The following is a 24,759-nucleotide window of genomic DNA, read 5'->3' as shown; positions in this document are numbered from 1 at the left end:
GGTACCGTCATGGCCTGCCATAGCGGGGGAGCCTGCCATAGCAACGGCGCTGATGGCGAGGGCGGGTACTGCGAGGAGGCGCATCTTCTTGTTCATGGGATCTATATCCTTCACTGTGCGACGAGAACGAGTCCGGATCCGGACACGCACTAACTGTGATTCGGAGCACTGCGCCGCTCGGATGGCTCCCCCAGAAAACCGATTCCTACCAGAACGTCCTGGCGCGTCGTTGTGCCTTGTTCCTGCCTGCTCACCATAAGCACGCGCGGCCCATAATAGAAAGCCTACGTATGAAATGCCGTGCTACCGGTGGCACGAAGAGAACCTCGTGTCAGGGGACTCGCGACCTCCTCCTCAGACGGTCTCAGGCATCGACCAGTTCGTACCGAGCAACTCGATCCGAGCACTTCATAGCCGGCAAGAGCACCTCTCGACCATCCACGGGAAAACCCAAAAAACGCGCGGAGTGATGGTGCGGGACGGTCTTCAAAGAACTGAGCTCCAAGGCATGAGATACCGCGATTCCGCACGGTTACCAGTGAGTAGGTTTGTGCGGGTAATTAACAGGTGCGGCCTGTACGGTCCTTCTCATCTTCACGTGCGAGTGATGATTGACCCGGTTCGCCGGGTTCGAGCGCCGACGATTATTCCTGGGACTTCCATCCCCGATGGTCGTCGGCGCTTCTTTATTTCCCTCCCGGTTGCAGGTGGAGGGATTGCGGTCTCTTACACCCGGTTATTGCCCCACAAAGCCCCATCTGGCGTCGGACGGGCTGCCACTCCTCCATGATTTCGGCACAGAATGTCGAAACAGGGGCTCCCAGACCAATCCCCGCCTGCCGGTGTGACGAATCTCATATGTCGGGGTTGTGGCATCGGTGGCTTACCTCGACAAGCCGCCGGTTCCGGTGCCTCCCTAATCGTCGGCAAGCTTGGCCGATGCCCTCACCGAAGCCACCAATCCACGAACTCTCTCGGAGGAAATGATGAAAACCACCAAGCATGCTCTACCCGCACTCGTACTTGCTGCTGCTGTTGTCATGGGATCGGCCGCCTGCTCCTCCACAGCTGAGACACCAGCGGCTGATACCGCCAGTTCCGCGGCCGCCGCCCCGACTACAGCCCCGACCGCGGCCTCGTCCGCAGCTCCCACTGCAGAGGCGTCAGCTGGTGCTGGTATGGCGGAATCCGCTGACGCCGCGCCCGCCGAGGAAGCGATGATTACGATCGCTGACTTCGAATACCAGATGCCCGACAGCATCGCTCCGGGCGCCGAGGTGACGGTCATCAACGAGGACGACGCTCCTCACACGGTCACCGCTGAGGGGGGTGGGGAGTTCGACGTGGAGGTGGGCCCCGGTGAGACGGTGACCTTCATGGCCCCTGAAGAGGCCGGGGAGTACGAGGTCATCTGCACCTATCACCCCGAAATGTCCAGCACGCTGGTCATCGGATGACACCCCGCGAAGGACCCCCGAATACCGGCGGCCACGGCACTAATCCAGTAGTTGGCCACCACCGCTCATCTATTGATGTGTCAGGACGCAGCCAAGCGAGAACCGCAGATAGGCGCCCGGCGATGCTGGTCCTGCGGATCCTCATCGCGGTCGCGCTGATCGTCAGTGCCGTCATCCACTTCCAGTTAGCTGCAGGGTTCCAGCAGGCAGCACCGGACGGGATAGGAGGCGGCAACCTCTTCCGTATCCAGGGCACCGTAGATGTCCTGGCCGCACTCTACGTACTGGTTAGAGGCACACCACGGTCTTACCTTCTTGCCGCGCTGGTGGCGCTGGCATCCCTGGCAGCGGTCCTCGCCTACCGATACATCCAGATCCCTACCATCGGGCCGATACCGTCCATGTACGAGCCTGTCTGGTACACCGCCAAGACGATCACCGCCGTCGCCGAAGGACTCGCACTCATTTTCGCCCTCACCGCGTACGCCCTCCCCCGGAAGTCACACCGCTGACCGGAAGCCACACAGCCAGGTCAAGGCCTGGCAACGAAGCGGGCAACAAGCCGTGCACGAAAGAAAGCCGAGCTCGATGCTCGAGCGGATCCCTTCAGCGGCGGGAGTCCGCCGGGACTAACTAGGAGCAGGAGGTCCGGTCCACGGTGATGTTCAGCGGGTGTGCGACGGAGTACTCACGGGCCGGGGAACTGAAACCCACCGCCACATTCTCCGCAGTGCCCCGGTCCGCTGCTTCCTCCAGGGCGACCTTCACGACGATGTCGATATGCGCGCCAGGTTCAAAGACAAACCCTTCGACCGGCACCGGTTCCACCTCGAAAGTGCTGGGCTCGGCCTCTGTCTCCGCAGGGGACGGTACCGCCTCATGCTCGGCATGAGCTGGTCCAGGAGCGGCACCATGGTTGCCATGGCCTTCCTTGTTGGCGGGCGTTACCTCGGCCGACACGACGCTCAAACCCTCAGGGGAACCGAGTTCAACGTAGGTGAACGTGAAGGTTTCCAACGTCGGGTTGTGCAACAACAGCGTGTACTGCTGAAAGCTTTTCTCCGGCTGCACCCCGCACAACGTCGCCCCGTCCTTGGTGATCCCCAACGGATCATCGCCCCAAGCGTCCCTCGCCGGCGCTCCCTCGGACGGGTTCTCATCCACGAGGGCACCTTCCTCAGACCCAGCAGCGGATTCAGTCATGGGCGCTGACGAGGATCGGTCTCCGTTCACATTCAACGGGTTCTCATCAACCGTTCCACACCCCGCACTCACTAGGGCACACACCATGACCGACAGGACGAGACCGGTCCTACGTCGTTGTGTCGAACCCACGAAAAACCTCCAACATCTCCCAAATTGCGCCCGACCGGACGGTTCTGACAGATCAATGTCCAACAGCTTAGATTCCGGCTCAATTACGGCAGGGTTGAATCTTGTTGTGCTTGTGGTTCATTCGTCGCGGGCGGTCCACCAGCTTGGGATGCCCGGCCCTGGGCACAAGCCCTTTGAATCCACCCGGGTCACCTTTCCGAAAGACAGCATGCTGACGAATGGTTAGGGTTGATATGACGGTGAGGCGGGATGATCAGTTCCTCCCGCAGCCATGCCGTACTGCTGCCGACAATCTGGAGGTCACGTAATGACGGAGATCATCGCCCACCACGGGCTGTTCAAGGACACGAACCTGCACGTCGACGACACGGGAGGCACCGGCCGTCCTGTGGTCCTCATTCATGGTTGGCCCTTATCCGGTGAGGCATTTACGGCACAGGTCCCGGCACTGCAAGCGGCCGGCTACCGTGTCATCACCTATGATCGGCGCGGTTTCGGGCGCAGCGATAAGCCCGCGAAGGGATACACCTACGACACTCTCACCGAGGACCTGCATGCCCTGCTCGAGCAGCTCGACCTGACCGACGTCACCCTCGTCGGGTTTTCCATGGGCGGGGGAGAAGTAGCGCGCTACTCCAGCAAATACGGCACTGAGAGGCTCCGCAGTGTCGTGTTCGCCTCCGCGGTCCCGCCCTACATGATGCAGACCAAGGACAACCCGGACGGCCCGCTCACCAAGGAAGCGGCCGCCGAGATGACCGCTGACCTCACCAAGGACGAAGACTCGTTCTACGACGGCTTCACCCAGGAATTCTTCTCCGTCAACGGGGAGCTGAAGGTCACCGAGACCCAGCGCCGGGAAGCACTGACCCTGTGCAAGCAGGCCGACAAAAAGGCAGCCCTGGCGTGCATGGAAGCCTTTGGCTCCACCGATTTCCGGGAGGACCTGCTCAAGGTCACCGTCCCCTCCCTGATCCTGCATGGAGACGGCGACACAACCGTTCCGTTCGAAGGCTCGGGCCAGCGCACCCACGCAGCCCTGCCAGGCAGCGACCTGCACGTCATCAAGGGCGCACCCCACGGATGCAACGTCAGCCACCCCGACGAATGGAACCAGGCCCTGATCACCTTCCTCGCCAAATAGGCATCGTGAACCGACCCGGGAGGGGGTAGGTCCTGGTGCAGCGGATGCTGCTAGCTGCTTAGAACAGCAGTGCGGCCCCGAGATGATCGGGGCCGCACCACTGACGGGCGTGTAAGCCCTTCCGGCCTTGTTATGCGCGCCTGGAGGTGTGCCGCTTGTGGTCGCGCGTGAGCAGCAATGCCAGGGCGATCATGCGGACGCCGAGGAGGAAGTGCAGCCAGTTGTCCGCACCGTAGGCCGAGGAGCAGGGCTCCGGATTCGTGTCCGGCGAAGCTGAGGTGGCCGTATTGACTGGTGATGCCGGGGATGAAACGGCGGCTCGCCGGCGCACCTGCCAGGCTTCGGCGGCGGGAGCGGGAGCGGGGACGGGGACGCAGGCGGGGACTAGGGGTTGACTGCTGCCGGGCGTCGTCATCCGATCAAGCCCGGTGACAAACACAGAGGTCACCGCGCGTGGGATGCGTCGCGGCCCTCCGGCCCTATGCGCTGCGGGCTAGGGTTGTCGGGTGCCCAAGGAAACCTTCGACCTCCGCGCGATCGCCGTGGGCGCCTACGGCCCGTCGCTGCTGTACGGGGTGTCCACGGGCGCCATCCTGCCGGTGATCGCCCTGACGGCGCGCGACCTCGGGGCGGACCTGGCGACCGCGGCCCTGGTCATCACACTGTCGGGCATCGGATCGCTCGTCACCAACGTCCCGGCCACCCTGATCGCCACGCGATTCGGGGAGCGGACAGCGCTCGTGGGAGCCGCGCTCTGGTGCGCAGCGGCGATGTTCCTTGCGCTCGCAGCGCCCACCCTGCCGGTGTTCGCCGCTGCCGTGTTCATGGTGGGCATGGCCGGTGCGGTCTTCGGCCTCGCGCGCCAGAGCTACCTCACGGAGGCGGTGCCGCCCCACTTCCGTGCTCGCGCACTGTCCACGCTGGGCGGCGTCACCCGTATCGGCGTCTTCGTGGGGCCCTTCGCCGCGGCCCTCGCCATGAGGCCGCTGGGGCTGGACGGCGCCTACTGGGTGGGGGGAGTCGCGAGCCTGGCAGCGGCAGCCCTCAGCTGGCGGGTTGCCGAACTCCCGTCCCGCGGCAGGGTCACCCCCTCCGTGCAGTCACCGATCGAAGCCGCGCTCGCGCCGCCCGCGCCGCCCGCGCCGACGGTGCGATCGGTCCTGCGCAGCCACGTCCGGGTGTTCGTAACCGTGGGTATCGGGGTGCTGCTGATAGCCGCGGTACGGGCCACACGGCAGGCAGTGCTGCCGCTCTGGGCCGAGAACATCGGGCTGGACGCCTCGACCACCGCCCTGATCTACGGGCTCTCGGGCGCCATTGACATGCTGATCTTCTACCCGTCGGGCAAGATCATGGACACGAAGGGGCGCCGGTGGATCGCGGTGCCGTGCATGATCATCATGGGCTCGGCGCTCACGCTCCTTCCCCTCACAGGGGACTCCATAGGCCTGCTCCTCGTCGCCCTGCTCATCGGCTTCGGAAACGGCATCGGATCGGGCATCGTCATGACCCTCGGCGCGGACCTGTCACCGTCACCCGGACGCCCCCAGTTCCTCGGGGTCTGGCGGCTGCTCACGGACATGGGCACCATGGGCGGGCCGGCACTCCTCTCCCTCGTGACAGCCGTGGCCACGCTCTCGGCGGGGATCTGGGCGACCGCCGTCCTCGGGTTCCTCGGCGCGGGAGTCCTCTGGTACTGGATTCCGCGGGCGGCCCCCGGGTCGGCGGAACCGGCAGCGCCGCGCCGGTAACAGGGCATCGGTTCGGCGCGATCAGCCGACGGCGTGCGGCGGGCCCCTCGTGACAGCCCGCTCCGCACCGACCTCAGTGCCGGGCGCGCCGGACGATCGCCCTCGCCACGAGGACGGCTCCCGCCGTCGCCGCCACCCACGGACCACCGACGACGATCGGGTCGAGCCACTGGTGGTTCACGTCGACGCGCCGCTTCCCGACCCGCGACGCGATGCCGTGCCGGCGTCCCTCGGCCAGCACTCCCGTCTCGGTGATCGGGTTGTCCGGACGAAGGGTCGCGAAGGATTTTGCGTGGGCACCCCAGGCATCCACGCGGTCGCCGAGGAGGAGGATGAGCCAGTGCGCGGCGCGGCCCTCTCCGTAGCGGTAGGCGTAGCGCCGGATGCTCCCGGAGACCCCTTTCAGCGGAGCGCTCGTGCCGAACACCGGGGTCAGCTGCCCGTGCTCGATCGACCGTTCGCGGCCTTCCCGCCCCTGCTGCTCGTCCGGGTAGTCCCAGTGGGCCCCCGTCCCGGCGGGGTCGAACACCTCACGGGGGTAGGACGGGCGGTCCTTCGGGTCGAGGTCCACGCCCCAGCCGGGGATCCTCGCCCGGAGTGCTTCCGGTGTCGGGATGTCCTTCGGCTTGTTCGCTATGTATGGCGTCGACGGCATGGAGGTCTCCTAGCTGGGGTTCGCGATGACGAGGGTCTTGATGCAGTTGTCGAGCTTCGCGGAGAACATGTGGTAACCCTCCGCGATGTCCTCGAGCGGGATGCGGTGCGTCACGATGTCGTTGGGCTTCAGGTAGCCGTTCTGGATGTGCTCGAACAGGCGGGGCCACTGGCGCTTCACCGGAGTCTGGTTCATGCGTAGGGTGAGCCCCTTGTTGAGCGCGTCACCGAATTTCACCGCGCTGAAGATCGGGCCGTAGGCGCCGACGACCGCCACCGTGCCGCCCTTGCGTACGGAGTCGATGGCCCAGTTGAGGGCGATTGCAGACCCTCCCTGCAGCTTGAGCTTGGTGCCCGTGACCTGCTGGATGAAGTTGCCGTCGGACTCGGCTCCCACTGCGTCGATCACGACATCGGCGCCGAGGTAGTCGGTGGTCTTCTTCATCTCGACGATGATGTCGTCGTACTCCGCGAAGTTGAAGGTCTCGGCATGGGCGAAGGTCCGCGCCTTCTCGAGCCGGTACTCGAGGTGGTCGATGACGATCACTCGCCCGGCTCCCATGAGCCAGGCGGACTTCGCCGCGTACAGGCCGACAGGTCCGGCGCCGAAGACCACCACGGTGTCACCCTCGACGATGTCACCGAGCTGTGCCCCGAAGTATCCCGTGGCGAGCGCATCCGTCAGGAGGACTGCGTCCTCACTGTCCATCCAGTCAGGGATGATCGTGGGTCCGACGTCGGCGAAGGGCACACGGACGAACTCCGCCTGTCCGCCGTCGTACCCGCCCGTCGTGTGCGAGTAGCCGTAGATGCCGCCCACCGCCGTCGCGTTCGGGTTGACGTTGTGGCAGTTCGAGTACAGGCCGCGGGCGCAGTAGTAGCAGGATCCGCAGTAGACGTTGAAGGGCACCATCACGCGGTCCCCACGCTGGAGGTTCTGGACGGAAGGGCCCACCTCCTCGACAACACCGATGAACTCGTGGCCGAAGGTGTGGCCGATCCGGGTGTCCGGCATGAGCCCGTGGTAGAGGTGGAGGTCGGAGCCGCAGATAGCCGCTGTCGTGACGCGGATGATCGCATCGTTCGGGTGCTCGATCTTCGGCATCGGTTTTTCCTCGACCCGGATCTTGTAGGGCCCGCGGTACACCATGGCTTTCATCAATCGCCTCTTTCATCGCTGGTCCGGCCAGCGTTTCACCCGCACGGTCGGCTCTTCAACGGGCGGAGCGCGGGTCGAAAGGACGTGCGGGAGCGGCGCGGGGATGTTACGGCCGCTGCTCCTGGCGCGGGGTCACGCGGGCCTGGGCGGAGAAGAGCCAACCCGCGGCCGCCACCAGGGTGAAACCCGTGCCGACGATCCACGCGAGTCCCGACCAGAAGAACAGCGGCACGCTCGCGGTCCCCGGTTCCGGGGCCGGGCCGATCGCCTGGACATAGGCGTACAGGGCGGCGCACAGCACGAGGCCGCCGAGTCCCAGGATCCAGCACAGCACCAGCCAGATCCGGGAGGATGCCCAATACGCCCCGAACCCGGCCCACCTGTTCCAGTGGTCGCCCGTGCGCATGATGACCAGACCGCCGACGAGTGTCCACGTCCCGACCACCAGAAGCGCTGCGACGACGTCCGCCGGGCGGTGCCAGAGGTTGATGAATGTCGCCGCGCCCGCGAGCACTGAGTAGGCCCCGCCCGCCGCCGCTGCGAAGGGTCGCCACCGCGGCGTCGCGATGATGAACACGGCAGCGGCAGCCGAGGCCGCGAGCGTCGTATGCCCGGACGGTAATGAATTGAATGCCAGGGTCGCAACCCCGCGGTCCGGCCGGTCGAAGACGAGGTTCTTCAGCACCTGCGTCGTCAGGTTCGAGGTGCCGATGACGGTGACGGCGATCGCCGCCGCCGCGTACCGCCGCCGCCAGAAAGCCACGAACAGGATCGCGACAGCGGCGACGACGATCGAGATCATGGGCAGGGTGTCGAGGAACCGGAGGAAGGGGAGCTGAGTATCCGGCGCTGCGACGCCCGCCTCCCGCCATGCGGACTCGTCCGCGAACTGGCCGGTGGTGGTTCGCACGAAGGCCCAGTAGGTCCAGCCGAGCGCGGACGCACAGGCCACGGCTGCGAGCACGAACAGCAACGGCGAGCGGGCTGCCCGCCGCGATCGGGGAGAGATTCGCTGCGACGTCATCCCTCCAATCGTTCCACACGTTCCTGGGGATTCCGCCACCGTCCGGGCCGGGGATGCACCCCCTGCTCCCGTAACCTGAGGTCGTGCATCCGAGTCCGACACCCCAGCCCGCCCCACCGCCCCGGCCTTCGCTCGAGGAGCTCGCTGCCTCGGCGCACGTGGTGTCGATCCCGATGCGCGTCAGGTTCCGCGGAGTGCTCGAACGCGAAGCCCTCCTCGTCCGCGGCCCTGCCGGATGGGGAGAGTTCTGCCCGTTCCTGGAGTACGACGACGCCGAGGCCTCCGCATGGCTCGCGAGTGCGGTCGAAGCGGCCTGGCAGGGTTTCCCGGCTCCGCTGCGTGACTCGGTGCCCGTGAACGCGACTGTCCCCGCCGTAGGACCGGGGGAGGTTGAAGGGGTGCTGTCCCGCTTCGGCGTGGTCCACGCCGTCAAGGTGAAGGTCGCCGAGCGCGGCCAGGTGCTGGCGGACGACGTCGCCCGCGTCTCCGAGGTCCGCGCGCTCCTGCCCGACGCGGGCATCAAGGTCGATGCCAACGGTGGATGGAGCGTCGCCGGCGCCCTCGAGGCCCTCGAGGCACTCGAGCAGTTCGACCTGCAGTACGTGGAGCAGCCGGTTGCGGACATCCCTGGGCTCCGTACCGTGCGGTCCGAGTTGCGGCGCCGGGGCAACAGGGTGCTGGTTGCCGCGGACGAGAGCGTGCGGCGCCAGGACGATCCGCTCCTCGTGGCGAGGGAGGACGCCGCCGACCTCCTCGTCATCAAGGCACCGCCCCTCGGGGGCGTCCGGAGGGCGCTCGACCTGATCGAGCGGGCCGGTCTTCCCGCCGTCGTCAGCTCGGCCTTGGACACCTCAGTCGGAATCCGCGCCGGTGTCGCCCTCGCAGCCGCCCTCCCGGACCTGCCCTATGCGTGCGGGCTCGCAACGGTGTCGCTCATGGCGGGGGACGTGAGCGAATCTTCCCTCGTTCCACAAAACGGAGAACTTCCCGTGCACGACGTCGACGTGTCTGACCGGAAGCTTCGTCAGTTCGCCGCATCGCCGGAGCGGACCCGGTGGTGGCTGGAGCGGCTGGAACGCACGCACGCAGCCCTCGAAACCTCCCGGCAGGAGCACTGATGCGACTCATTCTGCCGACCCCACTCAAAGTAAGGGGTCGATGCCGGTAGGCGTGTGCCCCTATTCTCGTTCCCTACGTTCCGTTGATGACGCAGTCAGGGCACACTTCCGCGCGAGGTGAGGGTTCGATCGCGCTGATCAGCCGGTGCGTGGGTCCTGTTGGGACACCCATGCTCGCGCGACGTGATTCAGGAACGTGGAGTAGCAGGCCTGCACTTCTTCGTCGTCCGGCTGGTCGTCGCCCGATGTCAGATCCGCTGACTGATCTGACGCTCGAGTCGCTCGAGGTCGGCCGCGACCAAGTCGATGTCCCGAGCGAACTCATCGTCGTCGAGCTCGATCTGGCGAACTGTGAAGATGATCTCGGCTCCATCGGGATGCGGCAGAACCCGGACAGGATTCGTCACCACGGTCCCGGACGGTAGCGTCACATCATGGTCGAGTACGCCAAAGCGGTTTCGTTCGACGAATCGGACCTCCACCCGGCCCATGGGGGATTCCACGATGAGCCGGTCACCATCCCGGACTACCTCGGTCCGAGCGAGCCCGGCCGCCCACTGCGGGAGGTTCCCGACATCCGATGCGTACTCGTACACGACTTCTGGCGACGCGGTGATAATTCGGCTCACGTGCTGACTCCTCATGACGGAATCATGCGCCGCACGAGATCGGGCAATCAAGTGCTCAAGGCTGCCCGATGGCTCACCCTCCGCGACTTCGAGCACTGGCGCAGCACCAAGTGCCGCCACGGACAAGATGTGCCACCATACGCGCAATTCGTCGGCACCCATCGATGATCTCGAGCACCGTGGCGTGCACTCCCGCAGCATCAGCACGACTGGATCGATGAGTCGAGCCAGGCTCACTGTCATGCCTGCTTTCGCTCAACTCGAGCGGGATCAGCCCGCTGTGCGGACCATGCTCAGGTAGCGGTGTACCGCTACCTGAGAATGGGCGCCGCCGACGACGTATGACGGGAACCTTCGTGACCAGCCTTCACCCCGAGTGGTGTCATTCGGCGGGGTATTGGGAGGCACGGAGTGTACGGGCGAGGTGTGCTGCGTTCCGGGCGAGGCCTGCGTTGGTCGACGCGACAGGGTCTGGGACCTTGTCGAGGTCGATGAAGTCCACCGTTTGCATGGCTTCTCCCACCCAGTAGGTGCCTCCTTGTGCGGGGAGGGTGAAACCGACGTCGTTGAGTCCTTGCATCATGTCCGCAATTGTCTTGTGAGCTCCGTCCTCATTGCCGACGACGGCGACGGTAGCAACCTTCCCGTACATGATCGGCCGTCCCTGGTCGTCGGTCTCGGACAGTTCCGCGTCGAGGCGTTCCATGACCTGCTGCGCGACACTGCAGGGGTGTCCCATCCAGATCGGGGTCGATAGCACGAGGATGTCCGCGGCCAGGATTTGCTCTCGGATAGCTGGCCATTCGTCCCCATCACCCATGTCCGTGAGGACACCGCGTTTGACATCGTGGTCCACAACCCGGACCAGGGACGTGTCGGCGCCTTGTCCCTTGAGTTGGTCGAGGATGTGCTGAGCCATCAGCTCACTGCTGGAGGGCGCGGGGGAGGCGGTGAGGGTGCAGACAAGAGCGAGAGCTGTGAGATCGGCCATGCGAGTCCTTTCAGAAGAGTGATACAGAGTTACCGGCGGGCCGGTAGGCGTCATTCCGACGAGTACGTGTTCTTCATGTTGCCCAGGGTCCTGCCTTGCCATGTAGGGGCAGGACCTCCATGGCAAGGATTACCCGTCCTGGTCGTTGTGGGCAAACGCCATGAGGGCTGCGGATTCCATGAAGCTGTAGCGGATCGTGAGGTAGTCAGTCACGGGTTCGTTCCCGTGGATATCCGCAGGATACGGGCTTCAGGCGAACGTAGCATCGGGCATGCGGCGGGTGTTCGTCATCGTTCTGCTCGTAAGAACGGGTCACAAAGTTCTGTTGTTGACTACCCTCAGGAGTGTTTCGGTGGTGACCCCGAGCACGAGATGGGCGATCAGGCCGCGGGCATGTGCCTGCCAGGGATAGCTGGTTGGTCCTGATGCGATGCCGAGCAAAGGTGCGACGGTTTCATCCATGACTGCGAATAGTGCCAGCCCGTAAGCCGCTCCGCCTCCTGCCCGCAGTGCCGGAACGCGATTGCGTAGAACGCCGTAGAGAGCTCCGGGTAGGACACCCAAGGCGTAGTGCACAGCGATTCCTGCCGCGTTCGGTTGCTCCGGCGGTCGTGTATGACCCATGAGCATGGCGACTTTCTGCACGGCGGCGTGTGCCACATCGACGCTTCCTGGGCGTGCGTGGTATTCCTGTTGCAGGGCCGCAGGATCTTCGTTGCTGTACATGAACCAGCCGACCCGGTCCATTACCCAAACGCCGACAGCACCAGCAGCGGCCCCGAGCATCAGGTCCGCAGCACCGATACCGCTGGATGAGTCAGTGGGAGAATTGCTGCTTGTTGCGGCTCGCTCTTCACCTGACACCGCTACGTTGCCGGACTCGGACTGGTTGCTTTCCGTCACTTGGTGTTCCCTCCAGCGTGGGTCTGCTGCAATGTGGCTTCACGCTACCTGACACTCGGTTCTCACCTATGCCCTGAACTCAGGTCGGCGCATCATTGACACCTGCACCTCACGTATCTGCCAGCTCGGCCGTCGACTGTCAGCACTCGAATGCCGAAACCCGTCCGTTTCGCTGATGTGGGGTGAGCGTGAGGCATTCCTTAGCGTGAAGGGGTCGGGGTTGTAGTTACTGGGGTGGGTGGTGGTGTTCGGTGGCGGGTTTCGGCTCGTAGTCCGAGGTAGGTGCCGGTGATAATGAGGCCGGCTCCGATGATGCCGAGGAGGTGGAGTGCTTCCTGGCCGATGCTCAGTCCTATAAGGACCGCCCAGACGGGTTCGGTGCCCATGAGGAGGCTGGCCCTGGACGCTGAAGTTTGTTGGATGGCCCAGGTCTGTACGAGGAAAGCGAACACGCTGCACGCGAGCCCGAGGTAGAGGACACCGACCCATTCTCCCGTGTCGAAGTGCTGTACGGCGTGGAGTACGCCTTGGTAGTCGGCGAGGGTATAGATGACCGCGCAGACCGCGCTTTGGATCAGGGTCAGCGTAAGCGCGCTGTATTCGCGGCCTCGGGTGAGCGCTGAGACCGCGGTGACGTGGACGGCGCGCACCAGTGCGGCGGCGAGGACGAGCATGTCCCCGACGGTAGGGGCCACGAATCCGTCCCCGGACACGAGGAGGCACACTCCGACGACCGCGACAATCCCGGCGATGAACACCATACGAGGCAGCGGGACCCGGAAGGTGATGCTCTCGGTGACGGGGGTGAACACGATGACGAGACTGATGATCAGACCCGCGTTCGTGGCACTGGTACCGGCGATCCCATGGGTCTCCAAAATGAGCACGGCGGCCTGAGTGAGACCCAGGACAACCCCGACCAGTGTTTCGCGGCGTGTGGCCCGGCGACGGTTCCACATCAACCAGATCACCACCAAGGCCACCGTAGTGATCAAGAACCGCAAGGAAAGGATGACCGCGACACCGACGGTGTCGGTAAGGGTCTTCGCCGCCAAGTAGCTGCTGCCCCACACGAGCGCGACCAGAAGCAGGAGCAGATCCACCCTGCGGGTAGCCACAATCTCGCCGAGGGCGCCTCGGTCTCCGACGGAAGAGGACCCCGGTGTCCGGGACGAGGAAAGGGAAGGCACTTCTCGAGTCTGCGGGTCATTTACTGGTAAGACGAGAGGGCACTTAATGAACTGGTGGTTTAGGATCTGCTTATGGATCTTCACCAGTTACGGTTGCTCCGCGAGTTGGGTGAACGGGGCAGCCTCGCTGCGGTGGCGCGATCCCAGCACGTGTCGGCGTCCGCTGTGTCTCAGCAGCTCTCGGCCTTGCAACGCACGGTCGAGGTTCCCCTCACAGAGCGGCGGGGCCGGAACCTCGCGTTGACCGGTGCCGGTCAGGCCTTGGCGTCAGCTGCGGTGGACATCAGCGTCGCAATGAGCTCCGCGGAGCAGGCCGTCAGCCGCTACGTGCAGGACCCGACAGCCACGGTGAGCGTCTCGGCGTTCACCAGTGCTGGTCTGACCTGGTTCGGACCTCTCCTGCGCGCCCTCTCCAGGGAAGGAGACCCGCGGCTGGTGCTCCACGACCGGGACGTAGGTCAGGACGCTTTTCCCGCCCTGGCCGCCGATTACGATCTGGTCATCGCGCACCGCCTCGAGCACAGCAGCCCGTGGCCGGACAATATTACCGCCCTACCGCTGGTGCGTGAGCCCCTGGACGTCGGTATGTCGGAAAGGCACCGGCTCGCTAGCGCCTCGAGCGTCGGTGTCGCTGACCTTCTCGATGAGGAATGGATATCCGTCCAAAACGGATTCCCGCTCGAATCAGCCCTGCAAGCCATCGCCGTGCACGCCGGTAAACCCCTCAACATCAGGCACCGCATCAACGAGTTCTTCATCGCGGCCGCGACCGTCTGCGCCGGTTCGACCATCGCACTGATGCCTCGCCACACCGCACCTCCACTATCCGGCAGTGGGATCGTCCTGAAACCGCTCCACGACCTGCCGCTTGCCAGGCACGTCGACATACTCTGCCGACCCGAAGCCCTCCACCGCGCCGCCGTCCAGAAAGTAGTCTCCACACTCCAACACCGGGCAACCAGCAAAGACTGCTGAGAGATCCTCTTATGGCCGGGCGTCGTCGGCGACTGGATTGAGGACGCTTCGCGCGGATCCAAGGTTCAACGGGGCGCTCGACCGTAGAGTCGAATCATGGGGAACAGATACGGCGGTGCACACCATCGGGGCCACAGAGATCTAGGCCGATGGGTAGGCGACATGATCCTGGCCGTATCCGCTTCGGTGCTCTTCTACTTGTTCGTGGCGCACGTGGACCATGGACAGTTGGAACTGGAACCAGAAAGCATGGCTGCAGTGTGCCTCGAAGAGAATGTCCCAGAGGAACACCTTGGCGCTCTGTCCCAAGAATCGATGTGGCCGGCCTACGGGGAGGGTCGCCTCTTTCCTCTTGGACGTACATGCACGTTCGCGATGGCAGACGGATCAGAGGTAGTAACGAGGCATACCTCATGGGCGCTGTTTGTGTTCGGGCTGGTTCCACTGACGATCACGGGCGTTGCCGGAATACGTACCCTGCCACACAGGAGAAAGCCTCACTAGACGATCGGTTACCGGGTCATGCTGCGGAGGGTGTCTTCGCTCAGCTGCGGTCTCCTGCGCGAACGAAGCCTTCGGCATTACGCTCGAGCGACTAGATGATCAATCACGGGGGTAGTTGTGCGTTTAGATGGGTTCGGCTTTTTCGTCATCCTCTTCATCATGTGGGTCGTGGTGCCGGCGGTCATCGGTTTCGTCCTATACCTGATCGTCCGACTGGGCGTGAAGGATGGAATGCGGGCTCATGATACTGGGAAGAATGAAGGAACTTCTTCCGCGGAGTAAGTCAGACTTCTTGTTCCCTTGAGGATCCACTCAAGGACGGCGTGTACTTCACTGGGTGTTGACTCACCCAGCTGCAGCGTCAGGGCTGGCGCTCAGGAGTGGTCGGGAGACTCGCGGACGATCTGCGAGTCGCGTTTCCCGACATGACTGGGCTCTCATAGAGGAACCTGCAACATATGCGGGCTTTCGCTGCAGCCTAGGCGAACCAGCCGATTGTGCAGCAGGCTGCTGCATAACTGCCGTGGGGCCACATCATGGTCCTCATCGATAAGCTCATTGATAGCTTCGTCACGCAGGCACCGCCTCGCGGGGCGATTCGCGGCGTACAGGCGGAGGTTAAGGGGTATGGATTTGGGAGAGAGGGCGCGGGCAAGATGAACGAAACTACGGCGAAGCCCGACTTCACCGACGCCGAACTGCAGTTCCTGGATTCGGTTTTCGAACTCGCAAGGGAAGGACACACCGGTGAGCTCATGAGTCTTGTGAGTTCGGGTATACCGGTGAACCTGACGAACTCTCGAGGCGACACACTGCTCATCCTCGCGGCGTACCATCGACGCGCGGACACGGTATCGGCGCTCCTCAGTGCAAGCGCGGACACCAGCCGGGTCAATGACATGGGTCAGACCGCACTCGCTGCGGCGACGTTCCGCTGCGATGCGGGCATAGTCAGCGCTCTGCTCCTAGCCGGCGCAGATCCACACCTCGGATCCCAAAGCGCGGTCGCTGTCGCCCAACAATTCGGTCTAACAGATATGGCGACCCTATTCACTTGATCGCCGGTGCAAGAACTGGGCATCGCCAGGAAGTGTTGACTGTTTCTAACCCTCAGCCCTCCCCGGCGGTAATATCCCTGCTAGTGCGCGCAGGTGGATCCGTCTACGGCAACCTGTGTGGCATGTTGGTTGCCTGATGGTCTGAAAGCTTGCTTACACATAGACCGAGGTTCCGAGCCAGTCGAATGGGGAGTTTCAATGACTGTGGAGAGTGCCGCCGCTGATCATCTCGATGTGCTGGTGTACCCGGTCGCTGATCCGAAACAGCAGCGCGGGCTCAAGTGGATCACGGCCACCGTGGCCGCCTCTCTCTGGGGGCATCCCGTCGGCGCCTCATTGAACCAAGTTGTTGTGAAGTACAAATCATCCGGCGAGGAAGCCATGCGCATCGACGGCGGGGCACCTGATGACACAGCAGTACTCGTCACTCGCATTGAACAAGACCTGGCACGGCTGCAACTCGATGAGTTCCTCGCGACATGGAGTTCATCCGCTACCTAGTCGGGCATGCCTCTACTGCAAGGCCAACGCCCGGTGGGGATCTTGCAGCGGGCACTTCCGCGTCACATAACCTCGTCAGCGTTCCACGCATCCCCAATGATGTCGAGTCGCAGAGCCGCTTTGGGTCGCCCGAAGCTTAGATACCGACGCCCGACGCCGAGGTAGCGCCTAAGACGGGGTCGCTCTTGAATAGCAACAAGGGCCAGGTCCACGATCTCCTCCACGGACTCTTCTGATACTTCTCCGCTGTCGAATGGCATGCTACCCGCAACCCCATCTGGCCCTTGGTAGACAAGGTAAAGCGACCATGGATCCAGGACGTCGATGCGCACCAGGGGCTCATCGCTGACTGTCACGGCGTGGAATGTGCCAGGTCCATAACCATGCATGCGGTCCGACTGAGGATTGAGCTTCTTCGCGCGCGCACGGTCTATGAGTAAGGCGACGAAACTATCTTGATCAAGATCTGGCGCGGAACTTATATCCATACCTCTTCGCTGTCTTGGCTTCGAACTGAACCCTAAGGCTGCCCGCTCAGGGAACCTCACCGCACTTCTCTGGCTGATCTAAGCTTCAGTGATGCGGCTTATCGCCAGTCCTAAACTGACTCAATGACTACACGGGGGGTTGCTCGGTTCTGGGATGACGAGGAAGGCTGGGGGGTCATTGACTCTCCAGCCACACCCGGAGGGAGCTGGACCCACTTCAGCTGCGTCTCAGTCGCCGGCTATCGAACACTAACTCCAGGTAGCGCCGTCTACTTCGAGTGGGAGTCCGTAGATCAAGATGGTTATGCCTACAGGACAGTGGAGGCACGAACCGCCGTAACTGACTAGCCGGTCGAGCCGACCGCAGCTGACCGTAGGGGGATTGGCTGCCGGACGGCCAGTCCCGCGGCGATGATGAGGTGCATGTCGCCTACACGGAGTAGCAACGCCAAACCCGGGGCCATTGCTGCCGGTCGACGTCATTCGATCGGCGTCCGCACCGATGGGACCGTGGTGTCCGCCGGTGACTCGCGCGCAGAGGAGTGCCAAGTGCAGGCATGGGAACGCGTTGTCGCAGTCGCGGCCGGGAATGTCCACACGGCACCGAACACGGGACGTTCCCATACCGTCGCACTCACCGCGGACGGCACACTCCTTGCGACCGGGTGGAATGGCGACGGTCAGTGCAGCGTCGACTCTTGGACAGAGGTTACCGCTGTCGCCGCAGGGTGGCGGCGAACACTCGCAGTCCTGGCGAATGGCACTGCGCGAGCCGCGGGCCGCCGAAATGAGGGAGCATGCGACATCGAGTCCTGGACCAACCTTCTCGGGGTTGCCGCGGGCGACTGGCACTCGATCGGACTCAGGAGGGATGGGACTGTCCTGGCCGTCGGCAACAACCGCCGCGGCCAGTGTGACGTCAGCGGGTGGACAGGTATTCGAGCTGTCGCCGCGGGCTATCTCCATACGGTTGCCTTGACTGAGCACGGAAGGGTCCTCGGTGTGGGTGACCGCACAGCAGGGATCAATGACCTCGCTCGTTGGAGAGACATGGTCTCGATCGCGGCGGGCAGCCACCACACAGTCGGTGTGACGGCCGAGGGGCGTGTGCTTGCTGCCGGCGACAATTCGAGAGGCCAGTGCAACGTCAGTGCTTGGCGCGATGTTGTCCAGGTCTCCGCTGGCTCCCTGCACACTCTTGCGGTGTGCACCGACGGGAGCGTTCTCGCTTCGGGAAGCAACGAGACCGGCCAATGCGACGTTGTCCATTGGTCCCTGACGGACTCATCTAGTCCGTCTCGATAGACGATCGATCACCCGGCGCTGGGTGTGAGCCCTCTAGGATCAAGGGATGATTCCTGCATCGTGGGTGGCGTACTACCGGGAAGACGACGGGGAGCTGCTCGGATATCTTGTGCCGGACGGCGAATTGTTCGTCCCAGTGACCGTGTTCGGGTACGAGCTCGGGGACGCTGTCGATGAATACAACGCGTCTCAGGTTCTAGAAAGCATCGGCCTGAGCTATTTGGCCGACACGTGGGTGTTGTCTACCGCGGACCGTAGTGAGCCAATCAACGTGCAGATTGTCGAGTCAAGCCCGGAGGCGTTGAAGGTGAAGAGCGTGGACTACGGGTGGGAGCAGAACTACGGCACGATCATCGAGCTACCCGTACCGGAACCAGGCAAGCTGCGCCGGCGCTGAGGCTCGAAACGACACTTGCCTGAATTCCGCTGAGGGATCCTTTACCGGGCCACCGGTGCTCCGAAAGCTTGGTGCCCAATGTCGGTGAACCGCCTGACTTGCACCACGGGCTCCGCTGCGTGCCGCAGGTCTTGCCATAGGTTGGGCGGATGAATTTGAAGCTGATGACAGCGGTAGTTGCCGGAGGATCTGAAATGGCACCGCGACCGTGTAGTTAGGAGGCGACTGCGGCACCGAACTGTGAGTGGTAGCAGCTTTTTCAATAAGCACAACCCCTTTCGATATGAGCCACGCAAGACTATTGACCACCTGATTTGTAATTGGTTGCCTAGGGGCGCTAGATGCGATGAGGGGATCGCCCTGCTTTCGCCTTCCAATGAAGGAGAGTCGAAATGCGTTTTCAAAAAACCAAGCTTGCAGCCGCTGCAGCGTGCTCAATGTTGGCACTGACGGCGGCACCAGCCGCGACGGCCGCTCCGGTCGAGGACCTGCGTGCAACGCAGCTGACCTCCGATTTTGAATCGCAGGATTGCACGCAGCAGGTACTCGCCATCGCCTCGAAGAAGGGAATCAGGCTCATCGCGAATGAGAGTGTAGGAGCGGTCTGAATCCGCCGGCTTCGAGGAGCGATCTGGCGACGTAGTGCGTGAGGTTCCGGAAGCCGAGGGCGGAACCGCGAAGGTGCTCGAGCCGGCCGTTGATGGCCTCCGTTGGGCCGTTGCTCGTTCCGGGGCGGTCGAAGAACGCGAGGATGTCCGCGGCGCGCTGCTTCAGCGTGCGGCCGAGGCGACGGATCTCTTTGAGCAGCGCGGGGACGCCGTTGCTGACAGAGTCGATCACCGCCCGCATCATCTCCTTCGCCTTGTTCTTGTCGGGTTCGCGGTAGGCGGCGACGATGCGCTGGTAGATGCCCCAGGTCGCTTCGACCTCGACGTGCTCCTCGGCGGCGAACACCGCGTCGAGCCGCGCGGTCTGTTTCTTGGTGAGGAAGCTCGCGCCGGTGTGGAGGGTGCGGCGGACCCCGTAGAGCGGGTCGCCGGCGTGACCGCGGTGCCCGAGTGTGTCTTGCTGGACGCGCTGCCGGGTCCGGTCGAGCGCGTCGCCGGCCAGGCGGACGACGTGGAACGGGTCCATCACCGGGACCGCGTCGGGGAGCTCTTCGGCCGCGGCGGTCTTGAACCCGGAGAACCCGTCCATCGCGACCACCTCGATCCGGCTCGACCACTCCGCAGGCCGGGCGGCGAGCCACTCCTTGAACACCTGCTTCGAGCGGCCCTCGACCATGTCCAGCAGCCTGGCCGGGCCCGTCTTGTTCCTCGCGGGGGTGAGGTCGATGATCACGGTCACGTACTTCTCGCCAAACCGTGTGTGACGCCAGACGTGCTCATCGACACCGATCGTGGTGACCCCGTCGAACCTCGCCGGGTCGTCGATCAGGCGACGCTTGCCTTCGGCGATGATCGCGGTGTTCGCGGTATGCCACGACACCCCGAGCCCTGCTGCGGCGCGGGAGACGGTGAGGTGGTCGACCACGATCGCCGTGAGTGCCCACCCGATCCCGCCGCGGGAGATCTTCTCCCTCGGCGCCGCCGCCTTCGACGTGTCCTGCCGCCAGGTCCGGCGGCAGTGCGTGCACCGGTAGCGGCGCACCCGGACCAGCAGCGTCGTCGGCCGATGCCCGAACGGCTCATGCGCCAGCGGCCGCGTCACCGTGTCACGCGGCACGCCCTCCGCGCCGCACTTCCGACACCACGGGTCGTCCTCGACGACGCGGCACTCCAGCACCGCCCGATCAGCCTCGAGCAGCTGCCCGACGGCTTGAAGGCCGAGCTCGTCGAGACGGCAGAACGCGGTCAGGTCAGGGGTCACGAACGTAGGGTGGTGCAAGTCGAGGTCTTCCGGCGGATGGTGAGCGTGAGAACTTCCATCCTGGAAGACCTCGACGCCTATCCGCGAACCAGCCGGCGGTCCCGGGCTACACCCTCAACTGCGAAGAGCCGGGAATCAGCGAGCAGGAAGCGGCCCGCGAGGCTGACAAAATGTGCAACGCAACTGTCACCGTCGAAGTGTCGGATCCCAAGCTGGTGTCAGTGCCCGAGGCCAAGCGCGAAGCGGCATCGCTCGGTCTGGACGCTGCTGAGACGCAGGAACTCGTGAGTGCGGCCGCCGCCCAGCAGATCAACACGCACAACTGGACTCACACCTACTGGGGTGGATCGATTGTCGAGAAGCACGTGGGCAGAACATTCTTCAATGGAACCCATGCCTGGATCGCCTCCGCTGGCAGCCCTGGGTACCATGTATGCCACTCTGAAGGTAGCTGGGCGGCGGGCTTCAGCATCACCCAGCACGAGTGCACTCAGCCCGGGGCATCGTCGTCGGTGGACGCCCACTACCGGTTCGATGTGAGCGCCGCCTATCAAGGTAGCCCCGTGTCGTTCACTGTTGGCCTCCACTGGGTCTGCGACCGGTTCGGCAACTACAGTGCTTACCAGGTTGGCGGGTAGGGATGAAACAATGATGGAATGAGTGAGCCAATAGAATCAACTGCTGACGACAATCCACAGCATCTCTTTAGTCGCATTGATCTAATGTTTTTCGGATCTATGCTGCTCGTATTTTTGTCTTATCCCCTCCTGCCGGGGCTACCGCTGCTGCCAGCAGCTGCTGCAATGGCAACCAGGGTAAGGGCTTCGAGGTGGCGAGTGGTGACACTTTGGGTAACCGCCGGGATTCTCGCGTTGATTGTTATCACTCCTTTCATCATCGGGCTATTCGATCTAACTTTCGTCGAAGTAAATTGAGCCGCCATCGTCGAATTAGACGACGAACTTGAAAAGACGGATGGGTGAACTAAGTCTGTTCATCCATCCGTCTTTTTGGGGCCCCACCAGAGTCAAGTGCTTCTACCTCTGCATAGAGGCATCTCAGCATGGGTCAGCGTTGATCTTGCACCCGCGATTGGGCCAGGCGGGCTGACCGCACAGGCCGCCAGCTCGGCGGTCACTCCACCATCCCTTCGCGAAACCGCACGCGCATGTGGCGTCTCGGCCACGGCTGTCTACCGCTACTTCCCATCGCAGCAGGCATTACTCCTGGCCGTCGCGGGTGAGAGCCTTGCCGACCTCGAGGCCGCCGTCGACGAGCATGGGTCAGCCGGCGCGCCACCCACAGACCGCTTGGAAGCGCTACGCGCGATGGCCATCGCGTACGCGACGTGGGCCGTCGCCAACCCGGGGGCGTATCAGCTGCTCTTCGAAGGGCGCGACCTCCTCGAGAACCCGACGACGATAGACGCCGGCGTGGACCGCTTGCAAGGGCGGCTCGAAGACCGGCTCCGCGGACTGCCTGCAGGCGGCAGAAACGAGACGGTGCAGGCGGAGCTGCTCTGGATCGCGCTGCACGGTCTGGTCGTCACTCGGATCCGCAAAGCGCATCACGCGTGGCGACGAGAGGTAACAGAGGACGCACTGCTCCTCGTGGACGCTTTCACCGCCTGAAACCGCTTAGAGGGTTCGCGGTGTGATGATGCGGAAATCCCTTCCCATCAACCCCGCTTGTCCGGTGGACCATCCTGACTCGTGAACGGTTGAACGAAAAATGCATCCGTGGGTGCTTCATTGAGCATCGTCGTGTCATGGTGCGCATAGGAGCGATCGTCCTCAACGTCTCTAACGCCGGTCGAGCGGGGGAGTTCTGGAGTCACGCCTTGGGCTATCAACGCGGGGGCAACCCTGATTTCCTACAGCCGCGCGATGGCTGCGGACCACGGTTGCATCTCGACGAGACGGACCGCACCCATCTTGATCCTTGGGCAGCGAGCGAAGCTGAGCAGCTTGCTGAAGTGAACCGTCTTGAGTTACTTGGCGCCACACGTGTCGAGTGGGAGTATCCCGAGGGTGCGGACTTCGTGGTACTTGCAGACCCAGATGGCAACCTGTTCTGCGTGATCAATACCGAGGCTTGACCAAGTCCGCAGGACGAGACGTCCTCTTTGCCTATTTAGCAGTCCACAAGGGAATCCTCTACTGAACCGTAAGAACATCGACGATGAGGGCGCCTTCCGACGTCGTGATCTGCTGCTGAGGTCGAAGTCGAGGTCGAGGCATTCCGGGCTGGAGAGCTCCCGCCAGGCCGAGGTCACGCGCGCGCTGGACAGGGCCGCGGTGATCGGCATCCGATCAATCCCAATCAGCTGATCGAGCTTGAGCCCGGTGAGCGCGGCGATGTCGCGGATCGGTACCTGGAAGGTCCGGAACGGGCCCAGCGGTGGTGCGTCATCCCCGACAGTGCCGGGCTTTGGCACGTCGTCCAGTTCAGCGAGCTTCGGGGTCTGGTCAACGACGTACCCGGTCGCCGCCAATGCGCCTTCCTGCAGGAAGACGGCGATCTCGAAATACCGCAGCGGGTTCTCCACGCCCCGGTACACGGGGTCGACGTCGCTGAAAATCGGACCCGTGAACACGATCAGGCGCCGCCCGTTGTCTGCGGCGTTCTCGAGCAGGTACGACTCCAAGCCAAGCCAGAGCTCCAGGCCCTGGTTGAACTTCGCGGCCTGCGGGGCAGCGTTGGTGTAGTGGAAGGTGTCCTCGTTGGCCTGCTGTGCCTCGGTGCGGGTGTCGCCCCACACAGCGGACGCTCGGCGCCCGAGGTGTCCGCGGTCGATGTCGTTGCGTGCGTAGGCTCGCTCCCCTGTCTGCTGGTCCTCGGGCAGCCGTGGATCCAACCGCCAGTCGATGCCGGACCGGTCCACCCGCGCACGAGTGTATGGACTGGTACGGCGAGTACTGGTGGACACCGAGCTCAGCGCCGAGGTTACCCAGGACGTGTTCCTGGCGCTGCTGCGCACAGATGCGGCTCTCTATCATCCGTCCAGAGGCAATCCCATGTCCTGGTTGATGACCCTCGCTCACGTAAGGCAGTCGATAAGGTCCGCTCCGAGGAATCCCGGCACGTCCGGGACCTGCACTGGGGATTGCGTTACCAGAATGTCAACTACGACCAAGTTATTGAAGCAGTGATTAACAACGAGGACACCGCCTCCATCAGGGCGTGCTTGAAGACGCTGTCGCCGGCTCAACGCGAGGCCATTCACCTTGCCTACTACTGCGGCCTTACCTATGCCGACGTCGCCCACCGGCTCGGCATACCGATACCCACGGCGAAAACTCGCATCAGGGACGGCCTCAAAAAACTCAGCTCCTGCATCGGAACCGCAACATCCCCATGGAACAGATGCCTAGGCACGAGCTTTATAACTGCTCTCAGCTCAGCGCGGCAACAAGTATGAAGTGACCCTGCAGAAGCAGCGGCAGGACCCCGACTTCAAGTGGGCAACCCGAGAAGTAGGCAGGGCATCCGACTCGAGTGACGGTCCAGTACTCAGACGCGAGCGGTCAGACTGTTGTCATGAACCGCACACGTGTGAAGGACTGGGTAGTCGGCGCTACCGCGATGATACTCGTCCTCGTAGTCGCAGTTGGGACCCTATGGTGGCTGGCCAGCAATCCGGCCGACAGGGAGAAGGTAGTGACTGGGACCCCGGCGCCGGGGGGTTCCGGGCAGACGCGGGACGCTGAGCTTCCACAGAACCTGCCGAATGACGAACTTTGGTTCTCTGACCTTGTGTTGAAGGCCGGGACAGTGATGACAGAGGGTTCGACATTGCGCGATGTTCAGGCCGCGGGGCAGGGCGTGATGACGACGCCGGACGGGCTTAACGCTGCGTGGCTCACCGTGGACGCGACCGTGCCATTCGACGTCGTGGCTCAGGAACTTGGTACAGGAACGGTGGTCAGGGCCGCCGAGGACGGTCAGGCCACCGTGATTCGAACGGTCGAAGTCCTCGGCCGTGAGCTGGACGTCGTCGCAACGGGTACGGTCACGGTCGAGGCCGGGAGGCTCGTTGTCGAGCCTCAGTCCATCGATTTCGGCGGACCCGAGCTGCTTTCCGGCGCCACCGCCGCGGTCATACGCGGGCTCGTCACCATTGAACATGATATCGAGGGTTTGCCCGAGGGCCTCGTGCTCGAAGACGTCACCGTTCACAGTGACGGGTTCCGTGCCACCCTTCAGGGAGAGGACATCAGCTTCGCCCGGTAAGGTCTCGATCTCGTACCGCTGGTGAATGTTTATGAATCCTTCAGCCGCGAGGAAGACGCCGGGCCAGAAGCTCA

General features: G+C 63.6%; 29 protein-coding genes and 1 pseudogene. 18 read left to right on the top strand and 12 right to left on the bottom strand.

Translation table 11 applies throughout. The features are described from left to right. The first annotated feature begins 986 nt into the window (after positions 1 to 986). Complete coding sequence (locus CXQ96_RS16015) at positions 987 to 1,457, top strand: cupredoxin domain-containing protein (RefSeq protein ID WP_219816160.1); 471 nt, start codon at positions 987 to 989, stop codon at positions 1,455 to 1,457. A 122-nt stretch (positions 1,458 to 1,579) separates the two neighbouring features. Then, positions 1,580 to 1,969, top strand: coding sequence for a hypothetical protein (locus CXQ96_RS16010; RefSeq protein ID WP_104118996.1), 390 nt, complete (start codon positions 1,580 to 1,582; stop codon positions 1,967 to 1,969). A 121-nt stretch (positions 1,970 to 2,090) separates the two neighbouring features. Here the strand turns inward: CXQ96_RS16010 and CXQ96_RS16005 are convergent, their stop codons facing one another. Further along, on the bottom strand, positions 2,091 to 2,621 hold the full coding sequence (locus CXQ96_RS16005; protein ID WP_104118995.1) for a hypothetical protein: 531 nt from the start codon (positions 2,619 to 2,621) through the stop codon (positions 2,091 to 2,093). Positions 2,622 to 3,099: 478 nt separating this feature from the next. Between CXQ96_RS16005 and CXQ96_RS16000 the strand changes: the two genes are divergently transcribed. After that, positions 3,100 to 3,936, top strand: a complete 837-nt coding sequence (locus CXQ96_RS16000; protein WP_104118994.1) for an alpha/beta fold hydrolase — start codon at positions 3,100 to 3,102, stop codon at positions 3,934 to 3,936. Positions 3,937 to 4,066: 130 nt separating this feature from the next. Here CXQ96_RS16000 and CXQ96_RS15995 read toward each other — a convergent pair. Beyond that, positions 4,067 to 4,274: pseudogene (locus tag CXQ96_RS15995) on the bottom strand (hypothetical protein). Positions 4,275 to 4,442: 168 nt separating this feature from the next. On the opposite strand from CXQ96_RS15995, the gene CXQ96_RS15990 reads away from it, so the two are divergent. After that, positions 4,443 to 5,687 carry an MFS transporter gene (locus tag CXQ96_RS15990; RefSeq protein ID WP_104118993.1) on the top strand — a complete coding sequence of 415 codons (1,245 nt, stop codon included), beginning with the start codon at positions 4,443 to 4,445 and terminating at the stop codon, positions 5,685 to 5,687. Positions 5,688 to 5,760: 73 nt separating this feature from the next. On the opposite strand, the gene CXQ96_RS15985 is transcribed toward CXQ96_RS15990, so the two are convergent. From CXQ96_RS15985 to CXQ96_RS15975, 3 genes are all read right to left on the bottom strand, one after another. Then, the gene (locus CXQ96_RS15985; RefSeq protein ID WP_104118992.1) at positions 5,761 to 6,342 is read right to left on the bottom strand and encodes a hypothetical protein; all 582 of its coding nucleotides are present in this window, start codon (positions 6,340 to 6,342) and stop codon (positions 5,761 to 5,763) included. Between the two features lie 9 nt (positions 6,343 to 6,351). After that, complete coding sequence (locus CXQ96_RS15980; RefSeq protein WP_104118991.1) at positions 6,352 to 7,500, bottom strand: zinc-dependent alcohol dehydrogenase; 1,149 nt, start codon at positions 7,498 to 7,500, stop codon at positions 6,352 to 6,354. Between the two features lie 106 nt (positions 7,501 to 7,606). Beyond that, positions 7,607 to 8,524 carry a phosphatase PAP2 family protein gene (locus tag CXQ96_RS15975; RefSeq protein ID WP_104118990.1) on the bottom strand — a complete coding sequence of 306 codons (918 nt, stop codon included), beginning with the start codon at positions 8,522 to 8,524 and terminating at the stop codon, positions 7,607 to 7,609. 83 nt (positions 8,525 to 8,607) lie between these two features. Between CXQ96_RS15975 and CXQ96_RS15970 the strand changes: the two genes are divergently transcribed. Continuing rightward, the gene (locus CXQ96_RS15970; RefSeq protein ID WP_104118989.1) at positions 8,608 to 9,642 is read left to right on the top strand and encodes an o-succinylbenzoate synthase; all 1,035 of its coding nucleotides are present in this window, start codon (positions 8,608 to 8,610) and stop codon (positions 9,640 to 9,642) included. 248 nt (positions 9,643 to 9,890) lie between these two features. Here CXQ96_RS15970 and CXQ96_RS15965 read toward each other — a convergent pair whose 3' ends face one another. From CXQ96_RS15965 to CXQ96_RS15945, 4 genes are all read right to left on the bottom strand, one after another. After that, positions 9,891 to 10,271, bottom strand: coding sequence for an SRPBCC family protein (locus CXQ96_RS15965; RefSeq protein ID WP_104118988.1), 381 nt, complete (start codon positions 10,269 to 10,271; stop codon positions 9,891 to 9,893). A gap of 382 nt (positions 10,272 to 10,653) precedes the next feature. Continuing rightward, positions 10,654 to 11,262: a flavodoxin family protein gene (locus CXQ96_RS15955; RefSeq protein WP_104118987.1), complete on the bottom strand. Its 609-nt coding sequence runs from the start codon at positions 11,260 to 11,262 to the stop codon at positions 10,654 to 10,656. A 312-nt stretch (positions 11,263 to 11,574) separates the two neighbouring features. Beyond that, on the bottom strand, positions 11,575 to 12,165 hold the full coding sequence (locus CXQ96_RS15950; RefSeq protein ID WP_219816159.1) for a DUF1440 domain-containing protein: 591 nt from the start codon (positions 12,163 to 12,165) through the stop codon (positions 11,575 to 11,577). A gap of 200 nt (positions 12,166 to 12,365) precedes the next feature. After that, positions 12,366 to 13,355, bottom strand: coding sequence for a DMT family transporter (locus CXQ96_RS15945; protein ID WP_219816158.1), 990 nt, complete (start codon positions 13,353 to 13,355; stop codon positions 12,366 to 12,368). Between the two features lie 72 nt (positions 13,356 to 13,427). On the opposite strand from CXQ96_RS15945, the gene CXQ96_RS15940 reads away from it, so the two are divergent. The 3 genes from CXQ96_RS15940 (at position 13,428) to CXQ96_RS15930 (ending at position 16,393) form a co-directional block, all read left to right on the top strand. Next, positions 13,428 to 14,330: a LysR family transcriptional regulator gene (locus CXQ96_RS15940; RefSeq protein WP_104118986.1), complete on the top strand. Its 903-nt coding sequence runs from the start codon at positions 13,428 to 13,430 to the stop codon at positions 14,328 to 14,330. Positions 14,331 to 15,370: 1,040 nt separating this feature from the next. Beyond that, positions 15,371 to 15,892, top strand: coding sequence for an ankyrin repeat domain-containing protein (locus CXQ96_RS15935; protein ID WP_258059159.1), 522 nt, complete (start codon positions 15,371 to 15,373; stop codon positions 15,890 to 15,892). 198 nt (positions 15,893 to 16,090) lie between these two features. Beyond that, the gene (locus CXQ96_RS15930; protein ID WP_104118985.1) at positions 16,091 to 16,393 is read left to right on the top strand and encodes a hypothetical protein; all 303 of its coding nucleotides are present in this window, start codon (positions 16,091 to 16,093) and stop codon (positions 16,391 to 16,393) included. 62 nt (positions 16,394 to 16,455) lie between these two features. Here CXQ96_RS15930 and CXQ96_RS15925 read toward each other — a convergent pair whose 3' ends face one another. Next, positions 16,456 to 16,749: a hypothetical protein gene (locus CXQ96_RS15925; protein ID WP_146070916.1), complete on the bottom strand. Its 294-nt coding sequence runs from the start codon at positions 16,747 to 16,749 to the stop codon at positions 16,456 to 16,458. A 543-nt stretch (positions 16,750 to 17,292) separates the two neighbouring features. Between CXQ96_RS15925 and CXQ96_RS15915 the strand changes: the two genes are divergently transcribed. The 3 genes from CXQ96_RS15915 to CXQ96_RS18155 all read left to right on the top strand — a co-directional run bounded on the left by CXQ96_RS15915 (position 17,293) and on the right by CXQ96_RS18155 (position 19,191). Continuing rightward, positions 17,293 to 18,186, top strand: a complete 894-nt coding sequence (locus tag CXQ96_RS15915) for a chromosome condensation regulator (protein WP_308662995.1) — start codon at positions 17,293 to 17,295, stop codon at positions 18,184 to 18,186. A 46-nt stretch (positions 18,187 to 18,232) separates the two neighbouring features. Beyond that, the gene (locus CXQ96_RS15910) at positions 18,233 to 18,583 is read left to right on the top strand and encodes a hypothetical protein (RefSeq protein ID WP_104118981.1); all 351 of its coding nucleotides are present in this window, start codon (positions 18,233 to 18,235) and stop codon (positions 18,581 to 18,583) included. Positions 18,584 to 18,975: 392 nt separating this feature from the next. Further along, the gene (locus CXQ96_RS18155; protein WP_146070915.1) at positions 18,976 to 19,191 is read left to right on the top strand and encodes a hypothetical protein; all 216 of its coding nucleotides are present in this window, start codon (positions 18,976 to 18,978) and stop codon (positions 19,189 to 19,191) included. Here CXQ96_RS18155 and CXQ96_RS15905 read toward each other — a convergent pair. After that, positions 19,160 to 20,470, bottom strand: coding sequence for an ISL3-like element ISPfr18 family transposase (locus CXQ96_RS15905; RefSeq protein ID WP_104118980.1), 1,311 nt, complete (start codon positions 20,468 to 20,470; stop codon positions 19,160 to 19,162). The two genes, CXQ96_RS18155 and CXQ96_RS15905, sit on opposite strands and share 32 nt — an antisense overlap. A 152-nt stretch (positions 20,471 to 20,622) precedes the next feature. Between CXQ96_RS15905 and CXQ96_RS15900 the strand changes: the two genes are divergently transcribed. The 4 genes from CXQ96_RS15900 to CXQ96_RS15890 all read left to right on the top strand — a co-directional run bounded on the left by CXQ96_RS15900 (position 20,623) and on the right by CXQ96_RS15890 (position 22,550). Further along, positions 20,623 to 21,090 carry a hypothetical protein gene (locus CXQ96_RS15900; protein WP_104118979.1) on the top strand — a complete coding sequence of 156 codons (468 nt, stop codon included), beginning with the start codon at positions 20,623 to 20,625 and terminating at the stop codon, positions 21,088 to 21,090. Between the two features lie 18 nt (positions 21,091 to 21,108). Further along, on the top strand, positions 21,109 to 21,387 hold the full coding sequence (locus CXQ96_RS18150) for a hypothetical protein (protein ID WP_146070914.1): 279 nt from the start codon (positions 21,109 to 21,111) through the stop codon (positions 21,385 to 21,387). 96 nt (positions 21,388 to 21,483) lie between these two features. Next, positions 21,484 to 22,083, top strand: a complete 600-nt coding sequence (locus CXQ96_RS15895) for a TetR/AcrR family transcriptional regulator (protein WP_181036510.1) — start codon at positions 21,484 to 21,486, stop codon at positions 22,081 to 22,083. A 137-nt stretch (positions 22,084 to 22,220) separates the two neighbouring features. After that, complete coding sequence (locus tag CXQ96_RS15890) at positions 22,221 to 22,550, top strand: VOC family protein (RefSeq protein ID WP_104118977.1); 330 nt, start codon at positions 22,221 to 22,223, stop codon at positions 22,548 to 22,550. Here CXQ96_RS15890 and CXQ96_RS15885 read toward each other — a convergent pair. After that, the gene (locus CXQ96_RS15885) at positions 22,443 to 23,432 is read right to left on the bottom strand and encodes a DNA/RNA non-specific endonuclease (protein WP_104118976.1); all 990 of its coding nucleotides are present in this window, start codon (positions 23,430 to 23,432) and stop codon (positions 22,443 to 22,445) included. The genes CXQ96_RS15890 and CXQ96_RS15885 overlap by 108 nt on opposite strands. Here CXQ96_RS15885 and CXQ96_RS19125 point away from each other — a divergent pair. From CXQ96_RS19125 to CXQ96_RS15870, 3 genes are all read left to right on the top strand, one after another. Then, on the top strand, positions 23,320 to 23,604 hold the full coding sequence (locus tag CXQ96_RS19125) for a sigma factor (RefSeq protein ID WP_104118999.1): 285 nt from the start codon (positions 23,320 to 23,322) through the stop codon (positions 23,602 to 23,604). The genes CXQ96_RS15885 and CXQ96_RS19125 overlap by 113 nt on opposite strands. Next, positions 23,601 to 23,873 carry a sigma factor-like helix-turn-helix DNA-binding protein gene (locus tag CXQ96_RS19120; protein WP_181036509.1) on the top strand — a complete coding sequence of 91 codons (273 nt, stop codon included), beginning with the start codon at positions 23,601 to 23,603 and terminating at the stop codon, positions 23,871 to 23,873. Before CXQ96_RS19125 ends, CXQ96_RS19120 begins: the two co-directional genes overlap by 4 nt. A gap of 119 nt (positions 23,874 to 23,992) precedes the next feature. After that, on the top strand, positions 23,993 to 24,685 hold the full coding sequence (locus CXQ96_RS15870; RefSeq protein ID WP_104118997.1) for an LmeA family phospholipid-binding protein: 693 nt from the start codon (positions 23,993 to 23,995) through the stop codon (positions 24,683 to 24,685). Positions 24,686 to 24,759: the final 74 nt, after the last annotated feature.

This window comes from Arthrobacter sp. B1805 (assembly GCF_002929745.1).
Lineage (GTDB): Bacteria > Actinomycetota > Actinomycetes > Actinomycetales > Micrococcaceae > Arthrobacter_D.
This window is presented reverse-complemented; position numbering and strand designations above follow the sequence as displayed.